The sequence below is a fragment of the Acinetobacter sp. YT-02 genome, from assembly GCF_002412355.1.
Taxonomy (GTDB): domain Bacteria; phylum Pseudomonadota; class Gammaproteobacteria; order Pseudomonadales; family Moraxellaceae; genus Acinetobacter; species Acinetobacter towneri.
Map to the genome: position 1 here is coordinate 1 of NZ_NOZT01000033.1, position 18,839 is coordinate 18,839.

The 18,839-nt window shown below is 41.6% G+C and carries 18 protein-coding genes; 10 read left to right on the plus strand and 8 right to left on the minus strand.

Annotated elements, in window-relative coordinates; genetic code table 11:
* Positions 1 to 223: 223 nt before the first annotated feature.
* From CF596_RS09285 to CF596_RS09300, 4 genes are all read left to right on the plus strand, one after another.
* Positions 224 to 1,072, plus strand: a complete 849-nt coding sequence (locus CF596_RS09285; protein ID WP_096902262.1) for a class II glutamine amidotransferase — start codon at positions 224 to 226, stop codon at positions 1,070 to 1,072.
* 263 nt (positions 1,073 to 1,335) lie between these two features.
* A complete protein-coding gene (locus CF596_RS09290) occupies positions 1,336 to 1,791 on the plus strand; it encodes a bacteriohemerythrin (RefSeq protein ID WP_096902263.1) in 456 nt (151 codons plus the stop codon).
* A 147-nt stretch (positions 1,792 to 1,938) separates the two neighbouring features.
* The gene (locus CF596_RS09295; RefSeq protein ID WP_096902264.1) at positions 1,939 to 3,024 is read left to right on the plus strand and encodes a hypothetical protein; all 1,086 of its coding nucleotides are present in this window, start codon (positions 1,939 to 1,941) and stop codon (positions 3,022 to 3,024) included.
* A complete protein-coding gene (locus CF596_RS09300) occupies positions 3,021 to 3,341 on the plus strand; it encodes an RnfH family protein (protein ID WP_096902265.1) in 321 nt (106 codons plus the stop codon). Before CF596_RS09295 ends, CF596_RS09300 begins: the two co-directional genes overlap by 4 nt.
* 56 nt (positions 3,342 to 3,397) lie before the next feature.
* Here CF596_RS09300 and bamE read toward each other — a convergent pair whose 3' ends face one another.
* On the minus strand, positions 3,398 to 3,796 hold the full coding sequence (gene bamE, locus CF596_RS09305) for an outer membrane protein assembly factor BamE (RefSeq protein ID WP_004975323.1): 399 nt from the start codon (positions 3,794 to 3,796) through the stop codon (positions 3,398 to 3,400).
* A 118-nt stretch (positions 3,797 to 3,914) separates the two neighbouring features.
* Here bamE and fur point away from each other — a divergent pair, with 118 nt between their 5' ends.
* Positions 3,915 to 4,352, plus strand: a complete 438-nt coding sequence (fur, locus tag CF596_RS09310; protein WP_004975325.1) for a ferric iron uptake transcriptional regulator — start codon at positions 3,915 to 3,917, stop codon at positions 4,350 to 4,352.
* Positions 4,353 to 4,415: 63 nt separating this feature from the next.
* Here the strand turns inward: fur and CF596_RS09315 are convergent, their stop codons facing one another.
* Both CF596_RS09315 and CF596_RS09320 read right to left on the minus strand, forming a co-directional pair.
* Positions 4,416 to 5,534: a PilT/PilU family type 4a pilus ATPase gene (locus CF596_RS09315; RefSeq protein WP_096902266.1), complete on the minus strand. Its 1,119-nt coding sequence runs from the start codon at positions 5,532 to 5,534 to the stop codon at positions 4,416 to 4,418.
* Positions 5,535 to 5,555: 21 nt separating this feature from the next.
* The gene (locus tag CF596_RS09320; RefSeq protein ID WP_096902267.1) at positions 5,556 to 6,593 is read right to left on the minus strand and encodes a type IV pilus twitching motility protein PilT; all 1,038 of its coding nucleotides are present in this window, start codon (positions 6,591 to 6,593) and stop codon (positions 5,556 to 5,558) included.
* A gap of 124 nt (positions 6,594 to 6,717) precedes the next feature.
* Here CF596_RS09320 and CF596_RS09325 point away from each other — a divergent pair, with 124 nt between their 5' ends.
* Positions 6,718 to 7,407 carry a YggS family pyridoxal phosphate-dependent enzyme gene (locus CF596_RS09325; RefSeq protein WP_096902268.1) on the plus strand — a complete coding sequence of 230 codons (690 nt, stop codon included), beginning with the start codon at positions 6,718 to 6,720 and terminating at the stop codon, positions 7,405 to 7,407.
* A gap of 360 nt (positions 7,408 to 7,767) precedes the next feature.
* Here CF596_RS09325 and CF596_RS09330 read toward each other — a convergent pair whose 3' ends face one another.
* From CF596_RS09330 to CF596_RS09340, 3 genes are all read right to left on the minus strand, one after another.
* Positions 7,768 to 8,043 carry a hypothetical protein gene (locus CF596_RS09330; RefSeq protein ID WP_004975329.1) on the minus strand — a complete coding sequence of 92 codons (276 nt, stop codon included), beginning with the start codon at positions 8,041 to 8,043 and terminating at the stop codon, positions 7,768 to 7,770.
* Positions 8,044 to 8,182: 139 nt separating this feature from the next.
* Positions 8,183 to 11,794: an AAA family ATPase gene (locus CF596_RS09335; RefSeq protein ID WP_096902269.1), complete on the minus strand. Its 3,612-nt coding sequence runs from the start codon at positions 11,792 to 11,794 to the stop codon at positions 8,183 to 8,185.
* Between the two features lie 9 nt (positions 11,795 to 11,803).
* Positions 11,804 to 13,054 carry an exonuclease SbcCD subunit D C-terminal domain-containing protein gene (locus CF596_RS09340; RefSeq protein WP_096902270.1) on the minus strand — a complete coding sequence of 417 codons (1,251 nt, stop codon included), beginning with the start codon at positions 13,052 to 13,054 and terminating at the stop codon, positions 11,804 to 11,806.
* 481 nt (positions 13,055 to 13,535) lie between these two features.
* Between CF596_RS09340 and CF596_RS09345 the strand changes: the two genes are divergently transcribed.
* Both CF596_RS09345 and CF596_RS09350 read left to right on the plus strand, forming a co-directional pair.
* On the plus strand, positions 13,536 to 13,982 hold the full coding sequence (locus tag CF596_RS09345) for an ABZJ_00895 family protein (protein WP_004975337.1): 447 nt from the start codon (positions 13,536 to 13,538) through the stop codon (positions 13,980 to 13,982).
* Positions 13,983 to 14,118: 136 nt separating this feature from the next.
* A complete protein-coding gene (locus CF596_RS09350; RefSeq protein ID WP_096902271.1) occupies positions 14,119 to 15,036 on the plus strand; it encodes a TIGR01777 family oxidoreductase in 918 nt (305 codons plus the stop codon).
* 20 nt (positions 15,037 to 15,056) lie between these two features.
* Here CF596_RS09350 and thiO read toward each other — a convergent pair whose 3' ends face one another.
* Together thiO and hemB are read right to left on the minus strand one after the other, a co-directional pair.
* On the minus strand, positions 15,057 to 16,175 hold the full coding sequence (thiO, locus tag CF596_RS09355) for a glycine oxidase ThiO (protein ID WP_096902272.1): 1,119 nt from the start codon (positions 16,173 to 16,175) through the stop codon (positions 15,057 to 15,059).
* Positions 16,176 to 16,188: 13 nt separating this feature from the next.
* On the minus strand, positions 16,189 to 17,202 hold the full coding sequence (gene hemB, locus CF596_RS09360; RefSeq protein ID WP_096902273.1) for a porphobilinogen synthase: 1,014 nt from the start codon (positions 17,200 to 17,202) through the stop codon (positions 16,189 to 16,191).
* Between the two features lie 120 nt (positions 17,203 to 17,322).
* On the opposite strand from hemB, the gene CF596_RS09365 reads away from it, so the two are divergent.
* Both CF596_RS09365 and CF596_RS09370 read left to right on the plus strand, forming a co-directional pair.
* Positions 17,323 to 17,820, plus strand: a complete 498-nt coding sequence (locus CF596_RS09365) for a thioesterase family protein (RefSeq protein ID WP_096902274.1) — start codon at positions 17,323 to 17,325, stop codon at positions 17,818 to 17,820.
* 222 nt (positions 17,821 to 18,042) lie between these two features.
* The gene (locus tag CF596_RS09370) at positions 18,043 to 18,837 is read left to right on the plus strand and encodes a thermostable hemolysin (RefSeq protein ID WP_171324954.1); all 795 of its coding nucleotides are present in this window, start codon (positions 18,043 to 18,045) and stop codon (positions 18,835 to 18,837) included.
* Positions 18,838 to 18,839 lie beyond the last annotated feature (2 nt).

Consider the following 18,839-nt stretch of genomic DNA (forward strand, 5'->3'; position numbering starts at 1 on the left):
GTATCAACTTTGCCAAAAGAATAAGCCTAAAATTCATGTGATTAAATCTTTGGCTTATCCGTAACTGGGGTTAACTAGAATAATTAAGCGGAGATTTCTACAGCACTGCATATCTATGAAGTGGTACTGTAGAAATCTATTTATATTTTTCAGATTTGAATTATCCACATGGCTGATGCACAATAATCAGATAATTTCATTATTTGTATAAAGATAAGGCCTTATGTGTCAGTTGCTTGGAATGAATTGTGCGACACCTACCGATATTACCTTTTCATTTCGGGGATTTTCGCAGCGCGCAGGAATCACCTCAGATCATTCTGATGGCTTTGGCATTGCTTTTTTTGAAGATAAAGCTTGCCGTTTATTTGTCGATAACCAGTCTGCAGTGGAGTCACCCATTGCAGAATTGATCCGTAACTATCCCATCAAATCGCGTAATGTGATTGCCCATATTCGTAAAGCGACACAAGGCAAAATTAATTTAGAAAATTCACATCCGTTTAGTCGTGAGTTGTGGGGACGCCAGTGGATTTTTGCCCATAATGGTGATTTACATGACTTTCATCCACGTTTATCAGGTCGTTTTACCCCTGTGGGCAATACCGACAGTGAACGTGCATTTTGTTATTTGTTAGATCAATTGGTAAATCGTTTTGGTTATGATGAACCGAGCCTGACGCAAATTTTTGACTTGTTAGCCGAAATTTCTCCTAAAATTGCAGAACATGGCACTTTTAATTTTTGTTTGTCCAATGGTCAGGCATTATTTAGTTATGCGGTGACCAAATTACATTGGTTGGTGCGTGCTTATCCATTTCAGCCTGCACAATTAATTGATTTAGATGTTGAGGTTGATTTTAGCCAAGTCACCACAGCAGAGGATTGTGTGGCAGTGATTACCACTGAACCCTTGACTCAAAATGAAACATGGACAGCATTTCAGCCAGGTGAAATGATTTTATTTCAACATGGACGCCCAATTAAAACCCAAATGACACATATTGCGCGTTTGGAACGTGAGCGTTTAAATCCAGAATTAAGACGGATCACCAAAGCGGATCAATACTAATTTATACGGGTATGTGTGGTTGAAAAATATTCATTTTATTATTGTATAATTCAATTAAATCAAGAATGAAAATGTATAAATTGGTTAATTAATAATTGATTCTTTTAGTCGGGTATTTTTGTTAAAATTTATTTAAATCAATGTCTTGTGTTGTTTTTGTGCGATTTAAACCAATCCCTACCAATTCGCTTCATTTTTATTTATGGGAAATACGGCTACCATTCCGCAATGTGATTAATCATTTATTTCTGTAAGGTGGTCGTATGAAGATGAAATGGGTTCCAGAATACAACACTGGTATCGATGTGATTGACGATCAGCATAAACGTATCCTCGATTATATTAATGAAATTGTTGAAATTAGCGATGGTACAGATCGAGCACGTGTAAAGCAGATTTTAAATAATATTATTGATTACACCCAGTCGCATTTTACGTTTGAAGAATCATTACAAGAAGAAGCGGGTTATAAATACCGCGTACCACATAAACGTGTGCATGATTTATTCATTAAAAAAATTGAGTCTTATCGCGATCGTTTTGAAATGGGACAATCCATTGAAGGCGAATTGCATGAAGTCTTATCAAAATGGTTAATTAATCATATTCAACACGATGACGCCGATTATGTTGGTGCTGTGAAAGAGAATATGATGGGCATTATTAAGGAAAATGAGAAGAAGAAAGGTAAAGGTTGGTTCGCTCGTTTCTTCTCATAAGTCTGAAGCCATAAAAAATGAAAGAATAAAAATTATAAATTTGCGCAGCAAACTGTCTAACGATAGTTTGCTTTTTTCTTTTTTGAGGTTTTGCTTTTCCTTGATGACAAAGGCAAAATAGCCGTAGATTTTTATTAGGACAGCGTCATGCAGGACAATGCTATGTCACGATGGTTATCGCCGCTGATGGCATTTGGTTTATCATTCATTATTATTGCCACACTCGCACCAATGACAGGTATTCAGGTTGAGCGCCAGCTCGACTTTTGGTTGTTGTGGTTAGCAACCATGCTGATTTTGGCATTACCGATTACTTATTTGGAAATTGCCTTAGCCAAACGCTCAAAAACGACAGCATTACAAGCACTTTCAAGTTTAACCCGTGATGCCGATGCTTCTCAAAAATGGCGTTTGGTGGGCTGGCTTGCAGTGGTGTTCATTCCATTTTTAGCAGGCGGTTTGTTGTCTAATGCTGCGCAAATTTTAAATCAATATGCCGCTGCAGACTTGGCTAGTCATGTCTTATTTGTGATTGTGGCTGTTTTAGCACTGGCATTGTCATTAGTTCCGCGTCAAATTTTATTGTTGTGTACAGCTGTTGCTATTGTGGCGGCTTTGGTTTTAGCAATGGTGATGGGTTCAGAACTTCCTGCATGGCAAGTCACCTCAATCGAGTTTAGTGAATGGGGCAGTGCAACCGTTTTGGCTTTGGTGGCCAGTGGTTTAGGCATGGGCTTGTACTGGCAAACCAGTTTGCCGCAAGTACAGCAACAATCTGCAGCAACCTCAACGGTATTGCCAATTTGGATTGCACAGCTATTGGCAGTCGTTGCTTTTGCATTCTTTGCTGTGCAAGCACAAATTCCAGCGTTGGCTTTGGTGGTGGCAACTGTTGCAGCAGCAGCGGTTCTATTGCAATTGGCACGTGAACAATTGGCACAACGTCAAATGGCGGTTGCGATTCAGTGGATTGTATTGATTGCAGCAACTTTGGTTTGGGCAATTCCTGCCATTGGTCCTGTATTTAATTTTGCCTTATTGCTTTGGGGCTTAGTTATTTGTTTGATTTACGCAATTTTTGCAGGCTGGATTATGAAAATCAGCCATTTGCGTAAAGCCATGAACTTTAGCAGTGAAGCCTTTTATAACATTTGGCGTATTGCGGTACGTGTGGTGTTACCTGTATCTATCGTAGTGGCGATGGTGGCGTTAATTGGACAGTGGATCGCATGATTCAAGTGGCGCAGGTTTGGGTGGCGTATGCCACACCAGAACAACAATGGCATGTGGCAGTCGCATTTCAGCAGGGTATGACTGTACTGGATGCAATCCAGCAAAGTGGACTTGTGACAGCAACGACATTGCCTGAACCGTTGATGGTGGGTGTTTTTGGCGTACGGGTTGAGCCGCAGCATGTATTACAAGCAGGTGATCGGGTTGAGATTTATCGTGCTTTGACCATTAATCCGAAAGATATTCGTCGTAAACGTGCCGCAAAGAACCCAGTAGGGCGTTATGCCAAAAGCAATCGCTTGAGACAATTGCAATGATTTAAAAAACCCCTCAGATGAATTTCAGTGAGGGGTTTCTTTTTATTCTAAAGCGGCTATAGTGGTGGCGCGTTGAGAATCGCTTCTTTCGATCCTGGTAGACCTGGTTGAGATTCTGGAATCGTTTCCAATCCTTCAACTTTTTCTACAATACCATTTTGATTGAAAAAGATTTTCAAATGCTGACCATGCGCGGCAGGGATCTTGGCTTTTTTAGCATAAGTTCCTGGGATATAGTTGTAAATGTAGTCCCAACGTAATGGATTCATCGGGTCGGCGATGGTAGGACTGCCCAGCAAAAAGCGGACTTGTTGATGACTCATACCGACTTGGACTTTAGACGCTTGAGCTTGGGTTAAAGGTGTACCCTGTGGAATATCGACTTTATAAACGCCCAAGGTCGAACAGCCTGCGAGCAGTGAAGTGACCAATAACGTCAACATGATTTTTTGCATTTTGCTACACTATCCCAAATTAATTATGATGCATTTGATCTTGATCCAGTGTTAGATCATACTGCATCTTAACTTTGTTGCATATTCCAACTTTAATTTTGTTGAGAGACCTTTTTTCATGCCTATTTCAAATCAAGAATTACGCAAAGCTGGACTTAAAGTTACCCTTCCACGAATTAAAATCTTAGAATTATTAGAAAATTCAAAACAACATCATTTAAGTGCAGAAGATATCTACAAAACTTTACTCGATCAGGGTGAAGATGTAGGTTTAGCAACTGTGTATCGTGTGTTAACACAGTTTGAAGCTGCAGGCATTATTGAGCGTCATAATTTTGAGAACAATCATTCTGTGTTTGAAATCATGCAGGAAGATCACCACGACCACTTAGTTTGCTTGAACTGTAGCAAAGTGGTTGAATTTATTAATGATACTATTGAAAAAGAACAGCATGATGTGGCAGAGAAATTTGGTTTTGAGCTCACAGGGCACTCGCTGAATTTATATGGTTATTGTGATGCGCCAGAATGTCGTGAAGCGTTGCGCAAGAAATAATTTGCTGTAGGTATAAAAAATAGGCTTACGTATGCAAGCCTATTTTTTTGTGTTTAAGCGTTGTTATTGCCCATCGAAAGTAATATTCGAGGTTGCATGTAACAAGCGCTCGCCCCCTTCTTCGGCAAGTTTGATTTGTAGACGCAAATCGTTTGGCGAGTCGGCGTGTTTGAGTGCATCTTTATAACTAATTTGCTTGGCTTTATAGAGGTCGTATAAAGCTTGGTCAAAGGTTTGCATACCCAATTCACGTGAACGCTTCATTAGGTCTTTAATTTCATGCACATCACCTTTACGGATTAAATCTGCAACTAATGGTGAGTTAATTAAAATTTCAATCGCAGCTCGTCGTGAGTTGCCATCAATGGTCGGGATTAACTGCTGCGCCACAATTGCTTTCAGGTTTAGTGATAAATCCATGAATAACTGGTTATGACGGTCTGCCTCAAAGAAGTGAATAATACGGTCAATGGCTTGGTTAGCATTGTTGGCGTGCAGGGTGGCAAATACCAAATGCCCCGTTTCTGCAAAGGCAATGGCATAATCCATGGTTTCGCGGGAACGAATCTCACCAATTAGAATCACATCAGGCGCTTGTCGTAAGGTGTTTTTTAATGCGATTTCAAAGGAATCGGTATCAATCCCGACTTCACGTTGGGTAATAATACAGCCCGCATGTTCATGCACAAATTCAATCGGGTCTTCAATGGTGATGATATGACCTTTAGAGTTTTGGTTGCGGTAACCAATAATAGACGCCAAAGAAGTCGATTTACCAGTACCCGTTGCGCCTACAAAAATGATGATGCCACGTTTGGTCATCGCCAAATCTTTGAGAATAGGAGGAAGTTTCAAGTCATCCATGGCCGGAATTTTGGTTTCAATCCGACGCAGTACCATGCCTGGCTCATCACGTTGCTGGAATGCGCTGACACGAAAACGTGCTGTTTTTTCACGGTTGGTGATCGCAAAGTTACATTCACGGGTTTCGGCAAATTCCTTGCGCTGTTTTTCACTCATAATTGAGTTAAGTAACTGACCGATAATTTCACCTGTGAGCTTACTTTTTGCCACAGGTACAATTTGTCCATGAATTTTCATGGAAGGTTCAACATTGGCTGTAATAAACAAGTCTGATGCTTGTTGCTGAATCATTAAATTCAGTAAATCATTAAAGTCCATCGCGTATCTCGAATTTTAAACTTATAAGAATGATTCAGATTGTTTTGCAACCGTTCGAGCTGTTTGTGGGCTAATCACACCGCGCGATACCAAGTTCTTCAAACTCTGGTCGAGGGTAGTCATACCGTAGTTGGCACCTGTCTGAATTGCCGAGTACATTTGAGCTACTTTGTTTTCACGAATCAGGTTACGCACTGCAGGAATACCAATCATGATTTCATGCGCAGCTACACGACCACCACCATTTTTCTTGAGCAGGGATTGTGAAATGACGGCTTGTAAAGATTCAGACAACATGGCACGTACCATGTCTTTTTCTTCGGCAGGGAATACGTCAATCACACGGTCAATGGTTTTTGCTGCAGAGGTGGTGTGTAGCGTACCAAATACCAAGTGACCCGTTTCAGCAGCAGTCAGTGCCAAACGAATGGTTTCTAAGTCACGCATCTCACCCACTAGAATAATGTCAGGGTCTTCACGCAGTGCCGAACGTAATGCTTCGTTAAAGCCATGCGTATCACGGTGTACTTCTCGTTGGTTAACCAAACATTTTTTAGATTGGTGTACAAATTCGATTGGGTCTTCGACGGTCAGAATATGGTCGTAGCGATTGTCATTAATAAAGTCAATCATCGCGGCAAGTGTGGTTGATTTACCTGAACCCGTTGGGCCTGTCACCAATACCAAACCACGTGGATATTCACAAATATCTTTAAAGATTTGTCCCATGCCTAAATCTTCAAGGGTCAAAACTTTAGAAGGAATGGTACGGAATACTGCACCTGCACCACGGTTTTGGTTAAATGCGTTCACACGGAAACGAGCCACGCCTGGGACTTCAAAAGAAAAGTCCGTTTCTAGATTTTCTTCATAATCACGACGTTGTTTATCATTCATAATGTCGTACACTAATTTGTGTACTTCTTTATGTTCTAATGCTGGTAAGTTAATTCGACGAATTTCACCATCCACACGAATCAGTGGTGGCATGCCCGCAGATAAGTGTAAATCCGAAGCGCCGTTTTTAGCGGAGAACGCCAATAATTCTGTAATATCCATGAAAGTCCCCGAGATCAATTAAATCTTAATTATTTTGATAGAATAATACGGCTTTCCATCAGCTTAACCAACTGTTAGTTGCTGGACAAGGTAAAAAAAGATGAATGAAATGAGAAATGCATCAATGAATAATCTGCAGCTTATGCGCACTCAGGTTTTGCAACAAATTCAACAGGCATGCCAGTTGGCACAGCGCGAGCCAAATACGGTGCAATTGTTGGCAGTGTCTAAGACTCATCCGAGTGAAGCCTTGCGTGAAATGTATGCGACAGGGCAGCGCGCTTTTGGCGAAAATTATTTGCAAGAAGCTTTGGATAAAATGCAGGCCCTGAGTGATTTAGAAATTGAATGGCACTTTATTGGGCATGTGCAGCGCAATAAAACCAAACATTTGGCAGAAAAATTTGCATGGGTGCATGGGGTAGATCGTTTGATTATTGCCGAGCGTTTATCGAATCAGCGCGATGCTCAACAAGTGCCCCTGAATATTTGTTTACAAGTAAATATTGATGCGCAAGACACGAAGGATGGTTGTCAGCCGAGCGAAGTTGCAGAATTAGTGCGACAGATCAGCCAATTACCGCATTTAAAACTACGCGGTTTGATGGTGATTCCTGCACCTGATCATCCTCAAGCTTTTCAAGATGCCAAACAATTGTTTGATGTAGTGAAAGCACAACATGCACAACCTGAAGATTGGGATACTTTGAGTATGGGGATGTCGGGCGATTTAAATGCCGCAATTGCAGCAGGTTCAACTATGGTACGGATTGGTACAGCATTGTTTGGCGCACGTGACTATTCCAAGGCTTAATTGCTAGATGAACAAAGAATCTGCCAAGATTTTGCAAACATTATCTTGTACGTTTTGGCTGACATGAAATGCGGAATTTTGCGGCTAGTGCTGAAGGTTGGATTTTCTTAATATGAACTTATCGGGAAACAGGGAGTTTCCTAAATAAGAAGAATAAGAAATAGAACAACACGGAAGTGCTTGGTACGACAGGAGTTATACCAAAAACTGAATCTAGAAAGCCTCGACAGGATGTCGAGGCTTTTTTAGTTATGTATACTGTAAAGCTGTCAAAGTTTTGGCTTGTGTAGATTATTTTTAATAACCTTCACTATTTTTAGAAAGCGCCACTTCCGTCCAGTAAATAGGTGAAGTAGACATTCAAGATTTATTTTCTATCCAGATTCGAATACGGGCAATCAGTAAAAATAGCAAAAAACAGAACTGAAAGAAGCCTGTGAAAATGATGGTCCAACCGCTATTTCCAGGTGTTTTTCTTGCATCCAACTCAATGACTAAAGTGCAGACGGTGAGAATGATTTCAAAAATTAAAACCGCTTTAAAAACCCAAGGTTTAGGGAAACGTATTAACCATGTGAGAAAAATAATACTTAAACTGGGCAATACAGCAAAGAGAATAATCGTTTTTATATCCATAAAATTAAGTACTTAAAGTGTGGGTGATTTTAAAATAAATTCAATACAACTTCATGGAAGCCTAAAATCTGAAATCTCACAGTCATCTCAATAATTCTTCAATCGACAAATAATCTTCAGATTTTAGGCAGTATTGGCTTTAACCCACCACATTGACTTCACTTGCCCCTGCACCCACTGGTTTGACTTGAATTTGCACAGGAATTCGTTCGTGCATTTCCTGAATATGCGAAATCAGCACCACTTTACGTCCCTGACTTTGCAGATGGTCTAAGGCATTCATCACCATGTGCAAGGAAGTCGGGTCGAGAGTGCCAAAGCCTTCATCAATAAATAGCGATTCCAGTTTCATTGAGCCAGATGCCATATTGGCAATTGCCAGTGCCAAAGCTAAAGAAACCAAAAAGGTTTCGCCACCCGATAAAGACAGAACAGGGCGAATTTCACTGTTCATATCTAAATCAATAATCGCTAACCCCAAACTGTCTGGAATACGATGCAATTGATAACGCGAACTCAGTGGTAGCAATTGCTGATTGGCGTATTCCACCAAAATATCCAAGTGATGTTCTTGGGCAATTTTCTTAAATTTTGTCCCTTCTTTATGCCCAATTAAATCGTAAATACGTCCCCAACGATATTCTTCAGCTTTGATATTTTCAATTTGAGTTTGATAGGTAGCAAAAATCCCTTGATTGGTGCTATTCAGGCGTAGCTGTGCCTCAATCTCATTATAGTTTTGCTGTTGTTTGGCTTTGTCTGTTTGTAGCGCTGCCAGTTGCGTGGTGACCTCGTCAAAACTCAGTTGTGGCTGTTGCTTTAAGTGTTTTTGATATTGCTCTTCCAATGTTTGCCAAGCCGCTTTAGCACTCTCCAAACTGTTTTGTTGTTGCTGCAGCATGTTGCGTATTTGCTGATGTTCGGCATAAGAAATCTGTAAACATTTATCAATGATGCTGGCTTGAAAATGCGTGTGTGTCGCTTGCCACGTTGCAATGTGTTGCTGACATTCAGTGTGTTGCTGCATGCGCTGTTGAATTCTACTATCCAAACCATGTTTTTGCAGTTGTAAGTCTTTTAACACCTGTTCTGCTTGATTAAGTACAGTTCGTTGTGTGCTAAGTGCAAGATTGAGTTGCTGTTGTTGCTGATCTAAAGCCTGCTGCCATTCTTGATAGGTCTGATATTCACATCCCGCATGAGTTCTTGTAAGCTGCTTAATTTGATCACGCAGCTCACTTCCTGCAGTTTTAATCTGCTGCAGTTGTAGGGTTTTCTCTGCATGTTGCTGTTGTAAAAATAGCAACTTTTCTTGCACTTGCTGCTGTTGTTGAGTCAGTTGTTCAATCGTTTTGCTCAGTTGAACTTGCTGCTGCTGCAAGTGATGACGTTGCTCTAACTGTTGTAAGGCATTTTGATAGTATTCAATCGGTTGATTGAGCCAAGCGTGTCTTTGTTCTGCATCTAAAAGCGACAAAATAGGCTGTAAACGCTGAGCGAGGTCTTGGCGTTGTTGAATAGCATATTTGAGTTGTTCTGCCTGCTGTGCAGCATTGCGCCATTGTTTCAGGGTATCGTTTGCTTGTTGAATACTCTGCTGCAAGTGTTGAGTGGATTGATGTGTTGTTGCCCAATGTTGCTGTACGTGTTCAATTTGCTTTGCAACAGGCAGCGCTGCATCCAAATCTAAAGATAAGGATGTTGCAAGCTGTTGCACCAATGTCTGTTGTTGTTCAAGTTGCTGTTGCAGTTCAAGACTGCGTTGTTGTTGTTGATGATAAGTTGCATCGTATTGACTGCGAGCACGCTCCAATTGTTGTAGCTGTTTTTGCGCATGCTCAAATTCAGTTTTGGCCTGCTGCAATTGCTGATCCTGCAATTGGTTTAAAGCGTCACTGAGTAAATTTTCATGCTGAATAAACGGATGTTCATGGCTGCCGCAGACCATACAGGCTTCATTCGGTTTTAATTGGGCACGTAAATCCTGCACACTTTGATGCTGCAATAAACGCTGCTGTTCAAAGATCTGCTGTAATTGTTGCAAGGCTTGTTCAGTAATTTGCACTTGCTGCTGTTGGGTTTGAATTTGAGTCTGTGTCTGCTGTTGCAGACTTAAAGTTTCTTGCTGACGCTGTTGTAACTGCTCAAATAGGGTGGTCTGTTGTTGCCATTGTTCAAGTGCCTGTTGCAAGCGCTCTAAAACATGCACACTCTTTAAAGCATGTTGTAATTGCTGTTGCTCTGCCGTGAGTTGCTGCTCAAGTTGTTCAGGATGTTGATATTGTTTTTCCCAAACCAACAGTTGTTGCTGTGTATGTTGTTGTTGCTCAATTAAAGTATCTAATGCAGATTGGAACAGCGTAGGGTTTTGCTGACGTAGCTGCTGTTCAAGCTGCAAATAATCTTGCAGACGTTGCAACGTAAGGGCTAAATTATCATCAAAATTTGCCCATGCCGCAGTCTGTTTGAATTGCTGTTGTAAATGTTGCTGTAGTTGTTGCTCGGTTGCAAGTTGAGTCGTCAGTTGCTTCAAATTATTTTGCACAGGCTGAATTTGCTGCTCTGCAAATAATTTTTGTACAGCATCCAAAGCGGTATATTGTTGAAGTTTGCTAGAAATTTCATGTTGTAACTGTGCCGCAATTTCAAGTTGTGGTTTCAATTGTTCAACATGCTGCTGCCATGCCTGAAGGTCTTTTTCCGCTTGCTGTTGCTGACTAATCGCTTGCTGTTGTGCGTATTCCGCTTGTTGCAAGTTTGGTTCAAATTTCAAAAGCTGCTGATTCAGATTTTTTAGCTCGGTATCTGCTTGCTGACGCAAGACAAATTGCTCGCGGATGGTTTGAAATTCATCTAAATGTTTGAGCAATTGTTTTTGAGAGGCGAGTTTAAGATCGGCATCGACTTGAACATCATATATTTCTTTTTTAGCTTGGGTGCTGGCATAGAGTTCATGGCAATCTTTGTGCCATTTCACATCATTTTCATACAGTTTTTCGGTTTGGGTCAGCAAAGCTAATTGTTGACTTAGGTCATGTTGTTGGGTTTCTAAGTCTTTTAGTGTTTCATCGCTGAGGAGCACCACATGCCCCATGACATTTTCAAGATCTGTTCGCTTTTGTTTAATTTCACTAAATTTAACGGCTGCACGTTTACTGACTTCGGTAAAAATTTGCGAATTGGTTAAATATTCAAGTAAATCTGCCCGTTCATGGTCTTTGGCTTTTAAAAATGCCCCAACTTCCGATTGTGCCAATAATACTGCGCGTGTGAATTGCTCAAAACTAAGGCCAATCAACTGCTCTACAATTGGCGTAGCTTCAGAAATTCTTTGATTTAAAACCCGTTGCTCATCTAGGCAGGTAATGGCACGTTCAACTTTTAAGTTGCCATCCACTTTGTTATGTGCACGGCGAATTTGCCAACGTGCCGAATAGCGTTTTTGATCGAGCGCGATAAATTCAAGTTCTGCAAAGCCAGAAGTCGTACCACGACGTAAAATATGTTTAGAGTCTTTTAAGGAAATTTCTTTGCCTGCGGTATCGGTCAGACTGCCTGTAGCACCTCTCAAACGTGGAATTTCGTCATAAAGTGCCAAACACATGGCATCCAGCAAAGTCGATTTGCCTGCACCAGTTTTGCCCGTAATTGCAATTAAACCTGCCTGTGCCAGTGGCTCATCTTCAAAATTGATGACATGCGTGCCTGCCAAAGATGCCAAATTATTTAAACTTAAACGTAAAATTTTCATGGCAAATCCTTAAGCTTTATTCTGATCAAGTTCTTGTTGGGCTTCGGCCAAAAGCTGTAAAAAATCTTGGCTCACTTCTGGGTCAGGTTGATAGCCCATTTTTTCCCATAAATCTAAAAATAATTTTTCAGGCGTAGGCGGCTCTAAATCAATTTTTGATTGTTGCACGTTCGAGTTTTCACAGTTTTGAAAGCGTCGTGCAATGCGCAGTAAACGATAGCGGTTGGCAGGCAGTGCTTGTTCAATTTGTTGGCGTAAATCAATGGGTGGCGGGGCATCGCTGATATATTCAATTTCTAAAAAATGCTGTGCGCAAACTTCTGCAATTTCATCTTTTGGCAATTTATTCAGTTCGGTGATTAATTCAGAAAGTTCACAGCGAATCCGAAGCAGCTCTACCGTACGTGGAATAAGCAAGCTTTCATATTGGAAACGCTGTGCATCTGCCTGTAATGGATCAATCCTAACTTCAAGGACTTGGTGTTTATAATTCAGCTCGCTAAATGATAAAGGGATGGGTGAGCCGCTATAGCGAATGTGTGGCTGTCCGACCTGTTGCGGTTTGTGTAAGTGTCCGAGTGCGACATAGTCAATCACCTCATCAAACAGCGCAGTCGATAAGGCTTCTTCATTCCCCACTACAATTGGGCGTTCTGAGTCGGAAGTTTCGCCACCTTGCATGTGTGCATGTGACATTAAAATCAGGGCTTGATCGGGTTGTTTACGGGCTTTGGCTTCTGCAATCAGTTGTTGATGTAAGTAAGCAACCGCAGATTGATTGTCACTGCTATGTTCATTTAAACCTGTAATTTCTGCACTGCGTAAATAGGGCAGGGTCAGACACCATGCCACAATATTTTGCGCAGCGTCATAAATAGGCACTAGGAGTTTATCTAAATCTAATTTTTGCTCGGCTGTTTTACCAATCACGCCCACAGCTTTGGCGTTGAAGCGGTCTAAAAAGGGTTCAACTTGCTCAATGCGATACCCAGAGTCATGATTGCCTGCAATCATTAAGGTTTGCATGTGTGGAGCAAGCACATGCGCATCGGTAAGGAATTGATAGAGTTGTTTCTGAGCGCTCGAAGCAGGATTGACCACATCAAAAATATCGCCTGCTATGAGCAGGGCATTCGGCTGTTTGCTTTTAATTTGAGTTAAGAGCCAATTTAAAAATTCAGTATGTTCATATTCACGTTCATGGTGATGGAAAAATTGCCCCAAATGCCAATCAGACGTATGTAAAAAATGAACAGCCATGCGTGTTCCAATCTTGATGTTGAATTATGGGATAACTTAACATAACTGAGCGCAACACTGCGGCAAAAAACCAGTTTTCTGCTTTTAAAGCGACAATTTAGGTCGCAGAGATTTTAAAGAGAAGGGAAAGTAAAATCTGTCGTGATCTGTATAGAAAAATATAGAGAGTTAAAATACTGATGTTAGAAAGGCTAAAAAAAGACCTTAAAAAATAAAGACCGACGATTCGAGTGATGATGAAATCGTCGGTCAAAGAAAAACTTGCGATACAGTAAAGCTTTGGCTGCTGTTCAAAGCATGACTGTATGCGATTTATTGCTTTAGTCAGGTCACCGAAAATATTGTGGATGCCATACACATTAACGGTTGTTGTGACCTTGTAGCCTATATAACGTCAGGCTTTTGTATTCGGTTGACAATTTCATGAAAAAAAAATCAATTTTTTTTATACTAGGCTGAATCTTTTGTCTGAGTCATCTTTATGGTATCGCTAAGCCGTTATTTTATCTGGTTTTTCTTGTATTGCTTTGTGATGACCTGTATTTGTGGCGTATTGGCTGCATTATTACCTGCGGGTGTAGGCGGGATTTTAACTGCGGTGCCTTATTTGGTTGCCATGATTTTAGTGCTGTATAAGTTTTTAAAACAACAACGCCGTGCGCCGAATGACAAGGAACGCAAGACATTTACTTTAGGATTTAGCCTGATTTTTTGGGGCTATAACTTGGCGTTTTTATTATTAGGTTTGGCGATATTTTCTCGCCAAAACCCAAGCATTTGGCAAGATTTTTTACAGTATTTGCAACAGCCGCAATTTATGAGTGTGGTGGTGATCATGTTCTTGTTGATCGCAATTCCATTGTATCTGCTGACCTATTGGTTTTATGGTAAACAGGCACAGCGTATGGCAGTTAAAATGTTTGGCTGATAAAAGAAGTTGTTAATATCTGATTTTCTTCAAATATACATGATCAGTTATGTGATGATGATTTGCTTAGACTTGAACATTCAGTCTAAATCACGTATAGCTAAAACTATATTTTTCATCATGCTGAGATTGGAAGATGCATAAACCTTTGGTACTGGTAACAGGGGCAAGTGGTTTTATTGGTTCACAATTGTTGCCGTTTTTATTGCAACAGGATTATCGGGTGGTGGGGCTAACCCGACAGCCCAATCGAGTATCCAAACATCCACAATTACGCTGGATTCAGCAGTTAGATGAACTCGACACCGACCAAATTGATTATGTGATTAATTTGGCGGGAGAAAGTATTGGGCAGGGCAGATGGACAGCAGCACGCAAACAAAAATTGCTTGATAGTCGAGTTCAGACCACACTGCACTTATATCAATATCTTGAAAAGCGCCGTATTTTCCCCAAGTGTATTATTTCAGGCTCGGCAGTGGGGTATTACGGAATTGACCCGCAGGAACAATGGTCAGCAGTATGTACCGAACACAGTGCAGCACAAGATATTTTTATGTCGCAGTTGTGCCAGCAATGGGAACAGGCTGCGTTAAGCTTCAGCCAGCAAAATACTAAAATTATGCGCTTGGGCGTGGTGTTTGGGCGCGGTGGTGGCATTTTACCGCAAATGTTATTACCAATTCGTTTAAATGCCGTCGGGCGGATTGGGCATGGACGGCAGCCTGTTGCATGGGTGCATATACAAGATGTTTTACAGGCCATTCACTGGTTAATGACGCAACCTGTAGACGCCAAAATTTTGAATGTGGTTGCACCTGAAAAAACCAGTCAGCAAGACTTTGCCGAAACCGCAGCTCGGCTTTTAAAACGTCGTCCATTTTTGGTGTTACCTGCTTTTGTCTTGCGTTGGTTATTGGGCGAGCAATCGCAATTGGTGCTGAATGGGCAATATGTTAAACCACAAGCGTTAGAACAAGCAGGCTATTGCTTTCAATATCCAAAACTTGAACAGGCGCTAGCGGCTTGTCTGGGTGCATCATCCTCTACTTAAACAGAGGATGCTGCTGAGTGTTATGCACAGATTGAGGTGGGCTGTAACTGCTTTGGATCATAAGCAGTAGGATCAACAATCGTTTCTTGCCCAAGCATCAACTGTCTTAATAGCTGTGCCGAGGCTGTGCCCATGCATAAGCCATTACGGAAATGTCCGAAATTCACCCATACATTATTCAGGCTAGGCACTTTGCCGATATACGGCACACCTGTAGGCGAGCCTGGACGTAAACCCGCCCATTGTTTCACAATGGGGAACTGTGCCAATTCAGGCACCATTTCAAAACAAGCCGTTAAAATATCTTGTTGGGTTTGCGGGTTTGGTGTGGTGTCAAAACCAACGTGACGCATACTGGAACCGCATAGCACATGCCCATCTTGACGTGGAATCAAGTACATCACCTTGTTCATGCACATGCTTGGCAACCATTGTGCAGGGGTTTTAAATAACACAATTTGCCCTTGTACAGGCTGTACAGGAATCTCTAAACCCAGTTGTGCCGCCCACTGCTGTGACCATGCACCTGTCGCAAGCACGATATGATCTGCACGATGCAAGCGACCATCGGCAGATTGAATGGCTTGAATACGATCTTCAGTGATCTGAAATTGCTGAATTGGGCAGTGTTCAAAAAATCGCACGCGCGGATGTTGTTTCAAATATTGCGTGAGCGATTGTAATAAACGCGGATTGCGCACATTGGCAAGTTGTGAGAAATACAGGGCTTGTTTAAATTTGGGATGGATATGCGGGTTAATTTGTTCGAGTTGTTCCCGATTCAGATATTCAGCTTGCTGCATCGGTTCATGATGACGTTCGGCATAATTTAAACCAATCTCAAAATCATCTTCATCAAAAATCAACATGCCTGTTTCATGGATTTCAAAATCAATGCCTGTAATAGGTTTGAGTTTTTCATTCCATGCTTGGTACTGCGGTTTGGCAAATTGGGCTAAGTCATTGACCGCTTGAGGATAACGCCACGGATACATGGGAGAAAGAATTCCACCACCTGCCCATGATGCCGCTTGTGCTGCTTGTTGTTGATCAAAAATACTGATAGAGCAGCCCTGCTCTACCAGTTCGAGTGCAGACAACAAACCGCTGATGCCTGCACCAATGATTGCGATGTGCATGAAAGTCGCCTGTTTATGTCATATCTTTAAGTTTGAGTGCTGCTTCTTCGGCAAAATATGTCCAAATACCATCTGCACCTGCACGGCGGCAACTCATTAGCGATTCAATAATCACACTGTCCGACAACCAGCCATTTTGAATCGCGGCAGCAAGCATGGCGTATTCACCACTCACTTGATAGACAAAGGTTGGCACACCAAAGTTATCTTTCACTTCACGTACAATGTCTAAATAAGGCATGCCTGGTTTTACAATCACCATGTCTGCACCTTCTTGAATATCCAGTGCAATTTCATGCAAGGCTTCGGCACGGTTGCCAATATCCATTTGATAATTGTATTTGTTGCCGCCTTTTAGGTTGCTGGCAGAACCGACTGCATCACGGAAAGGACCGTAAAAGCTAGAGGCATATTTGGCTGAATAAGCCATGATAGAGGTATAGATATGCCCGTTGCTTTCCAACGCCTGACGAATCGCACCAATACGGCCATCCATCATGTCACTTGGCGCAACCACATCTGCACCCGCTTCGGCATGGCTTAAAGCCTGTTTAATTAGACATTCAACCGTTTTATCATTCAGGACATAGCCTGTGTCATCAATAATGCCATCTTGACCATGAGTGGTGTACGGGTCGAGTGCGCCATCGGTAATAAGTACCATCTCTGGCAATTCTTTTTTCAGCAGGCGTAGTGTGTTTTGCACCAAGCCATCTTCACGCCATGCTGCTTCTGCGGTCAGGCTTTTATCTTCTTGTGGCGTGACTGGAAATAATGCCAGTTTAGACACACCCAGCTGCATTAAACGCTCGGCTTTTTTGAGTAATAAGTCTGCCGATAAACGCTGAATATTCGGCATGCTTGGAATATCTTGGGTTTGATTTTGTCCCGGTAAAACAAATACAGGATAAATCAAGTGATCTGTGGTTAAGTGAGTTTCGCGAACCATGGCGCGTAATTGATCATTTTTACGGATACGACGCATACGAGTGGCAGGAAATGCAGGGCGATTGAACGTATAGGTCATAAAAATCTCACTGATCAGTATTAAACTAGACGACTATTGTAGCCCCTTAAATTTCATTTGGGCATACATTGGCTGTTTTTATTGTTGGTAAATTGAGTTGTTTGGACTTTTGGGCACGTTATGAGTAATGCAGAGAAAAATTGGACTGGGAATATACATTTAGGCGCGAAAGTCGATATTGATGTCGTGCTAAGACAATTGGTCAATGCATTTAATGGATCGCCATTTTTTCAACACAATGGCATGAGCATGCGTGTGGTAGATGGTCAAATTGAAGCTTATATTGAGATGCAACCGTATATGGTGGGCAACGTGGCTTTCCAAATTTTACATGGTGGTGTTGCTGCAACCATTTTGGACAGTGTGGGCGGTATTGTGGCAATGGGGGAGTTATATAAACGGACAGAACCTGACGATTTGCCCGATACCATTAAAAAAGTCACTCGTTTGGCTACCGTAGATATGCGAGTGGATTATTTAGCACCGGGACGCGGCAAGTATTTTATTGCCCGTGCGGAAACTTTGCGTTTAGGGCGTAAAGGCTGCACCATGCGTATGACGATGGTCAATGATGAAGATAAACCAATTGCAACGGCAATTGCGTCTTATGCCTATTAAAATCTAAGGTAGGGCGCGAACAATTGTGTTTTGCATAATTGGATGACTGTTTATTTTTGATTAGTTTATTGTTTTAAACATATAAGGAGTTGAGTGATCATCTCCTTTTTTTGTGTGCATGAAGAGTTTTTTGAATTGTGACAGTTTGTAGCGACTTAAGTTTTCTTTAAGTTTAGATTTCTATCTTGAGCATTGAGTTATTTTCTATCCAATGTGATGCACATGATCAAATTTAATTTTGATGCTCAATCATCCAGTCAAACGCATTTTCTGGATGCGAATTTTCATCAGCAAAAAAATAAAAAACAATTCAACGGGTATGCATCTGTAGCGCAGCCGTATAAACCACAAACGAACCCAAAACAGTTGAACCTAGAACAGCCACATTTAGATGTATTACACAGCTATGCCTCGGTGATTCAAGCACACACAACAGCACAACATTTAAATGTGACAACTGTGACCCAAGATGCTAGCAAACAACGCTTGGCATTAGAGCATTTTATTCGAGATAAATACCAAAAAGTCCATCAGGCATCCATAAATACTTTTTTAGATACCTTGTTTGCAGGCTATGTAAACCACGACATGCAAGTGGTGATTGGCATGCAACCATTGGGCGCAAACCAAGCCTTTTTGGAACAGTATTTAGGTGCACCCATTGAAACCATTTTAACCCAATTGAGCCAAGTGCCTGTAACGCGCGCGCAGATTGTTGAAATTGGCAACTTGGCAGCGCAAGACATGAGCAAAGCCAAATTGATGGTGGCTTTTTTGGTCTTTCACTTATCGCAGAACAATGTGTCGTGGGCAGTTTGCACAGGAACAGCAGCAGTGCGCTATGTGTTACAGCAAATGGGTTTGCATTTTCAGGTACTAGAAAAAGCCAACCCCGAAGCCTTGGGCGATGCACAGCATCAATGGGGCAGTTATTACCAACAGAAGCCTTATGTACTGGCGATTGACGTTGCAGCAGCGTTGGCGGTCACGCAACAGCAATATTGTTTTTATGCCTAAGG

Excerpts from the sequence above, each read along its gene's own strand:
- CF596_RS09350 (WP_096902271.1), top strand. The coding sequence starts at position 14,119 with ATGCATAAACCTTTGGTACTGGTAACAGGGGCAAGTGGTTTTATTGGT.
- CF596_RS09315 (WP_096902266.1), bottom strand. The coding sequence starts at position 5,534 with ATGGACTTTAATGATTTACTGAATTTAATGATTCAGCAACAAGCATCA.
- CF596_RS09335 (WP_096902269.1), bottom strand. The coding sequence starts at position 11,794 with ATGAAAATTTTACGTTTAAGTTTAAATAATTTGGCATCTTTGGCAGGC.
- CF596_RS09290 (WP_096902263.1), top strand. The coding sequence starts at position 1,336 with ATGAAGATGAAATGGGTTCCAGAATACAACACTGGTATCGATGTGATT.
- CF596_RS09285 (WP_096902262.1), top strand. The coding sequence starts at position 224 with ATGTGTCAGTTGCTTGGAATGAATTGTGCGACACCTACCGATATTACC.
- CF596_RS09325 (WP_096902268.1), top strand. The coding sequence starts at position 6,718 with ATGAATAATCTGCAGCTTATGCGCACTCAGGTTTTGCAACAAATTCAA.
- CF596_RS09300 (WP_096902265.1), top strand. The coding sequence starts at position 3,021 with ATGATTCAAGTGGCGCAGGTTTGGGTGGCGTATGCCACACCAGAACAA.
- CF596_RS09370 (WP_171324954.1), top strand. The coding sequence starts at position 18,043 with ATGATCAAATTTAATTTTGATGCTCAATCATCCAGTCAAACGCATTTT.
- CF596_RS09365 (WP_096902274.1), top strand. The coding sequence starts at position 17,323 with ATGAGTAATGCAGAGAAAAATTGGACTGGGAATATACATTTAGGCGCG.
- thiO (WP_096902272.1), bottom strand. The coding sequence starts at position 16,175 with ATGCACATCGCAATCATTGGTGCAGGCATCAGCGGTTTGTTGTCTGCA.
- fur (WP_004975325.1), top strand. The coding sequence starts at position 3,915 with ATGCCTATTTCAAATCAAGAATTACGCAAAGCTGGACTTAAAGTTACC.
- CF596_RS09330 (WP_004975329.1), bottom strand. The coding sequence starts at position 8,043 with ATGGATATAAAAACGATTATTCTCTTTGCTGTATTGCCCAGTTTAAGT.
- CF596_RS09320 (WP_096902267.1), bottom strand. The coding sequence starts at position 6,593 with ATGGATATTACAGAATTATTGGCGTTCTCCGCTAAAAACGGCGCTTCG.
- CF596_RS09295 (WP_096902264.1), top strand. The coding sequence starts at position 1,939 with ATGCAGGACAATGCTATGTCACGATGGTTATCGCCGCTGATGGCATTT.
- CF596_RS09345 (WP_004975337.1), top strand. The coding sequence starts at position 13,536 with ATGGTATCGCTAAGCCGTTATTTTATCTGGTTTTTCTTGTATTGCTTT.
- CF596_RS09340 (WP_096902270.1), bottom strand. The coding sequence starts at position 13,054 with ATGGCTGTTCATTTTTTACATACGTCTGATTGGCATTTGGGGCAATTT.
- bamE (WP_004975323.1), bottom strand. The coding sequence starts at position 3,796 with ATGCAAAAAATCATGTTGACGTTATTGGTCACTTCACTGCTCGCAGGC.
- hemB (WP_096902273.1), bottom strand. The coding sequence starts at position 17,202 with ATGACCTATACGTTCAATCGCCCTGCATTTCCTGCCACTCGTATGCGT.